7 protein-coding genes are annotated in these 5,166 nt (G+C 59.9%); 5 read left to right on the top strand and 2 right to left on the bottom strand.

The genetic code is table 11. The annotated features are described in order from the left end of the window. The 4 genes from QZ517_RS19515 to lpxK form a co-directional block, all read left to right on the top strand. Positions 1-267, top strand: a 267-nt coding sequence (locus tag QZ517_RS19515; RefSeq protein WP_294230559.1) for an inositol monophosphatase family protein, incomplete at its 5' end; no start/stop codon positions are given. 273 nt (positions 268-540) lie between these two features. Beyond that, a complete protein-coding gene (locus QZ517_RS19510; protein ID WP_164644337.1) occupies positions 541-783 on the top strand; it encodes a DUF4170 domain-containing protein in 243 nt (80 codons plus the stop codon). Between the two features lie 9 nt (positions 784-792). After that, positions 793-2,010: a glycosyltransferase N-terminal domain-containing protein gene (locus QZ517_RS19505; RefSeq protein ID WP_294230556.1), complete on the top strand. Its 1,218-nt coding sequence runs from the start codon at positions 793-795 to the stop codon at positions 2,008-2,010. Beyond that, complete coding sequence (lpxK, locus tag QZ517_RS19500) at positions 2,007-3,011, top strand: tetraacyldisaccharide 4'-kinase (RefSeq protein ID WP_294230554.1); 1,005 nt, start codon at positions 2,007-2,009, stop codon at positions 3,009-3,011. Before QZ517_RS19505 ends, lpxK begins: the two co-directional genes overlap by 4 nt. A 22-nt stretch (positions 3,012-3,033) precedes the next feature. Here the strand turns inward: lpxK and QZ517_RS19495 are convergent, their stop codons facing one another. Then, positions 3,034-3,717 (bottom strand): DsbA family protein, encoded by a 684-nt coding sequence (locus tag QZ517_RS19495; protein ID WP_294230551.1) that lies wholly within the window; start codon positions 3,715-3,717, stop codon positions 3,034-3,036. Then, the gene (locus QZ517_RS19490) at positions 3,718-4,233 is read right to left on the bottom strand and encodes a DUF721 domain-containing protein (RefSeq protein WP_294230548.1); all 516 of its coding nucleotides are present in this window, start codon (positions 4,231-4,233) and stop codon (positions 3,718-3,720) included. It abuts the gene before it with no gap. An 85-nt stretch (positions 4,234-4,318) separates the two neighbouring features. On the opposite strand from QZ517_RS19490, the gene mutY reads away from it, so the two are divergent. After that, a partial coding sequence (mutY, locus tag QZ517_RS19485; RefSeq protein ID WP_294230545.1) for an A/G-specific adenine glycosylase occupies positions 4,319-5,166 on the top strand: 848 nt, incomplete at its 3' end.

Below are 5,166 nucleotides of genomic sequence, written 5' to 3'. Positions count from 1 at the left end.
GGCTATCGCCCGTCGCTGGCCTATCGCACGGCATTGGTGGCGGAAGGACGGTTTGATGCCATGGTCACGTTGCGCCCGACATGGGAATGGGATGTGGCCGCAGGGGATTTGATCATCCGAGAGGCGGGGGCGGCCACGGCCGACCGCCATGGCGCGCCGCTGCGGTTCAACAATCCTGATCCACGTCTGGCAGGGGTAATTGCCGCGCCAGAAGCGCTCAAAGATAAGATTTGTGCGGCACTGGCACCAGCTCACACAGCCCGATAGCGGGCCACAAAGTTTGCAACAATATTGGGTGGCGCAGAGGCATCTGCGGCTTCACCTGCGCGTCTATCCTGACCTCAATCAGGTCTAGTTGATGGGGCTAGTGCCAACACATGCGGTGCGCTTCAGCAAAAACCGCCCTACATGGCCATATGACACACCGAAGTTGAGGCAAATCTGGTCAAACTTGCGACATGCGGCGCGATCCTCCCCTTGAGGCTTGCCGCCAAGCGCCGTAGGTTGCGGCCAACTCAGCACCTCACAGGAGTGGCCCAGATGGCACAACGACTGCACCTCGTCTTTGGTGGCGAACTGATCGATCCAACCAAAACAGCCTTCAAAGACGTGGATGACATCCATGTTGTTGGCATTTTCCCAGATTACGACAGCGCCTACAACGCGTGGAAAGCTGAGGCACAGAAGACCGTGGACAACGCTCACATGCGGTACTTCATTGCGCATTTGCACCGTCTGCGGGATGAGCAGGCAGCGGCCTCTTCTACCGAAGAACTCGGATAAGATCTGCGGATGGCGCGCTCGCTTGGCCTTGCGGCGTATCTTGCGTTTGCGCGCCGCCAGCCCCCTCGGCTGGCCGCTATTGACTGTCCGCGCCCTAAGGGCGCGGTCATCTGGCTGCACAGCACAGATCCAACTCGTGCGCGCACCCTGGCCAAGCTGGGTTTGCGACTGGCCGCACAACGCGACACCGCCTATGTGCTTTTGACCACACCCAATAACGTACCGCTGACACAGACATTGCCCGACGGCGTGATCTGGCAGCCCTGCCCCTCAGAAAGCCCTGCGGACATCGCCGTGTTCCTGGCGCATTGGCAGCCAGAGATCATGATTTGGCTGGGATCCAGCATTCGACCCGCCCTAATTGACGCCGTGCGCACACGGGACATTCCGTCAATGATGTTGGAAGTGCACCGCCCCAAGCTGGATCAAAAGCGACGCTGGGGTCCGGAGCCCATTCGCGGGACGTTGACGCGCTTCAACACCATTTTTGCACAGGACAAGGCCACCGCGCTAAGGCTGCGCAAACTTCTTGGGGACTTTTCCAAAGTTGAGGTCAGTGGCACCTTGATGGAAGAGGCTCCTGCCCTGCCGGTGCGCGACAGCGATCTTGAAGAGTTGCGCAGCTGTTTGTCAGGGCGCCCGGTGTGGCTTGCGGCGCGTTTGCAGCCGGAAGAGCTAGAGACCGTGCTGAACGCCTATCGCGCGGTTTTGCGGCTGTCGTTTCGAATGCTGCTGGTTGTGGTGCCAGACAATCCAAGCACAGCGAAAGCAATGCGAGAGACCATTGGCCAAGAAGGCTGGCGGGTGGCGGAGTGGGACAATGGTGATTTCCCCGGTGAGAACACACAGGTGTTGTTTGCCGAAACACCGGATGAGCTGGGCCTGTGGTATCGTATTGCGCCCATCAGCTTTGTTGGCAGTTCGTTGATTTCGGGCGCAGGCGGGCGAGACCCGCTGGAGCCAGCAGCACTTGGGAGTGCGATTCTTTATGGCCCCTCCGTGCGTCGATATCTGGGCAGCTATACACGGCTGGCCAATGTGGGTGCAGCCCGGATTGTGAAAGACGCAGACAGTTTGGTTGCCGCTTTGATGTTTCTCACCGCGCCAGATCAGGTGGCCGCAATGGCGCATGCCGGTTGGCAAGTGGTGTCTGACAGTGCGGCGGTCTCCGACAAGGTGATAGAGCACGCACATGCGTTGATGGACACGCAGGAGGAGCCAGCATGAAGGAACCTTTGTTCTGGTCCAACAGTCCTGCTCGGCCCGGCTGGCAAGCCCGGGCATTGGCGCCGTTGGGCGGGATTTACGCGCGGGCCACCAACTCCCGCGTCAGTAAGAACAGCGGCTATAAGGCCTCAGTGCCGGTGATTTGCGTGGGCAACATCAATGCGGGTGGCACGGGTAAAACCCCGACCACCATTGCGCTGGCCCAGCGGCTGATTGGCATGGGAAAAGTCCCGCATGTGGTTTCGCGTGGCTATGGCGGCACCTTGGATGGGCCGGTTCAGGTCGATGAGCGCACCCATAAGGCAGATGAGACCGGCGATGAGCCACTTTTGCTGGCCGCCTTTGCGCCCACGTGGGTGGCCAAGGACCGCGCCGAGGGTGTGCAAGCGGCAGAGGCGGCCAGGGCAGATGTGATTCTGCTCGACGACGGGTTTCAGAACCCGTCAGTGTACAAGGATGCCTCAATCATTGTCGTGGACGCACACCGTGGCTTTGGCAACGGGCGTTGTATTCCGGCAGGGCCATTGCGGGAACCCGTAGCCGCAGGCATGGCGCGCGGCGATGTGGTGTTGTCGATTGGCAATGAGGTAGCGCAGGCGAGATTTGCCGAGACCTGGGGCACTGCGGTGTCCCTGCCCCATGCCAAAGGCGCATTGGAGCCTCTACAAACCGGCATGGACTGGACGGAAACACCGTTTTTTGCCTTTGCAGGCATAGGCCATCCGGAGAAGTTTTTTGAAACTTTGCGCGGGCTGGGTGCCACCTTGGTGCACACCGAAGCGCTGGCCGACCATCAAGCTCTGCCACCAGCGATGCTTACCCGGCTCTATGCGGAATCGCAAAAGATGGGGGCGCAGTTGGTCACAACCGAGAAAGACGCCGTACGCCTGCCACTGGAAGTGCGCCCGCAGGTGCTGACCTTGCCGGTGCGTTTGGAGTTGCAGGATTGGGGACCAATTGATGCGCTTCTGACGCGCATCGGCGTGACCGGGCAGACTTAAGCCGCCCGGTCGTTGTTTTGGCTTAACCGCCGAGCTTACCGTCGAGGATCTCTTTCAGATCGTTGTAGCTCATGTTGGAGTGCTTCTCGCCGTCAATCAGCAGAGTTGGCGTGGAGTTCACGTCATCCGCTGCGGCATTTTCCTGGAACCACGCCACCAGCGCTTTGGCTTTGTCTTCGTCCTGCAAGCAGGCTTGCAACTGGTCGTCTTCGAGACCAGCCAGACGGCCGGTTTTGCGCAGGCTGTCGGAGATCGCCACCGGGTCACCAGCGCGGGTCCAGTCTTTCTGTGTCTTCATCAGGATGTCGGTCATGCCGAAGAATTTCTCCTGACCACCACAACGCGCCACCATGGAGGCCCAAAGGCCATAACGGTCAAAATACACGTCACGGAACACAAATTTCACTTTGCCGGTGTCGACGTAGTCAGCCTTCAGCGGCTCCAGCACGTTGACATGGAAGCTGGCGCAGTGTGGGCACGTGAAAGACGCATATTCAACAATGGTGATTGGCGCATCTTCGGATCCCATCACCATTTCCACAATGCCATGCTCGTTTGTCGCGCCTTCAGACGACACCGTCTGAATGTTGCTGACTTCTGGCAGGTCAAAGGCCGTGGTTGTGGCGGGCTGTGTGTTGGACAGCCAGTATGCGCCACCAGCAGCGGCAACGGCCACAGCAGCAATCGCAGGGATAAAACGGTTCATTCAGACACCTTTCTTGGCATTTTTGTTCTTTGAGATTACGTTTTGGGCAAGCCGCTCAAGCGCTTGCCGCAGATCATCGTCACCCACTGGGGCGGCCACTTCCGCAGCCTCCGCACAGGTGGCCGCATCCGGCTTGGGCTTCTCGACTTTGGGTGCCGCGCCAAATTGCGCCTGGCCTTCGGCAAAACCGGTGGGCGCGGTTTGGGTGATGCGCATATGGGTGATGGCGTTGTAGCCATAAGCCGCGTTGATACGGGTACGCAGCGTCTCTTTCTGCATTTCCAACATCGGTGCCTGCGCACCGGTGGTCAACACAGTGAGCGTTGCGCCAAAACTTTGACGGCTGTATTTCACATCCACGGGCTGGCAGATGCTCGCGATATCGCCCCCGACAATGTCAGCCCAATGGGTCAACACGCGCGACTCGGCAAACCCCCGGCTTTCGCTAGCTTTGCGAATCCGCTCTCGCAGAAGCGAAGAGGTGCGGGAGAACCCTTTAGTGGTGGCGCGGCGCATGTTGGTCTTGCATCCTTTGGTCGGTCGCTATTTTAGTGGCTCGGCGCGAGGGCGCCAGTGAAACCCAACTCGGTGAGGATAAAACTTGCGTGATTGGCCAGACAGCGCCGACCTGTTGACGTTCTATGACCACAATGCCCGCAAAATGCCGTGGCGTGTGGGGCCAACGGAGCGCGCGGAAGGCGTGCGGCCAGACCCGTATCGGGTGTGGATGTCAGAGATTATGCTGCAACAGACCACAGTGGCTGCCGTCAAAGGCTACTTTGAGCGGTTCACGGCACGTTGGCCAACTGTAAGCGATCTGGCCGCGGCGGATGATGCGGATGTCATGGCGGAGTGGGCCGGTCTTGGATATTACGCCCGCGCCCGCAATTTGCTGAAATGCGCGCGCTATGTAGTCGCGGAGCATGATGGCGTGTTTCCCGACACCGTGGAGGTACTTCTGACTTTGCCGGGGGTGGGCCCCTATACCGCAGGGGCGGTTGCCTCAATTGCGTTTGACCAACCAGCGACGGTGGTGGACGGCAATGTGGAGCGGGTTATGGCGCGGGTGTTTGATATTCACACGCCCCTGCCCGCTGCAAAGCCTGAATTGACTGAGAAAGCGGCTGCGCTTACGCCGCAAGAGCGTCCGGGCGATTACGCGCAAGCGGTGATGGACCTAGGCGCGACCATCTGCACGCCACGCAACCCGGCCTGTGGGCTATGCCCCTGGCGCACCGCGTGTAAGGCGCAGGCGGCGGGCACCGCTACGGAGTTGCCAAAGAAAACGCCAAAGAGACCCAAGCCCATCCGCCATGGGGTGGTGTACATCGCAAAACGTGTGGATGGCGCCTATCTGCTGGAAACCCGCCCTGACAGCGGGTTGCTGGGGGGCATGTTGGGGTGGCCCGGATCGGACTGGACCGAAGTGGAAGCGCCCAAGCATGATGC

Origin of the sequence: uncultured Shimia sp. (assembly GCF_913054185.1) — a bacterium.
Classification (GTDB): domain Bacteria; phylum Pseudomonadota; class Alphaproteobacteria; order Rhodobacterales; family Rhodobacteraceae; genus Shimia.
This window is presented reverse-complemented; position numbering and strand designations above follow the sequence as displayed.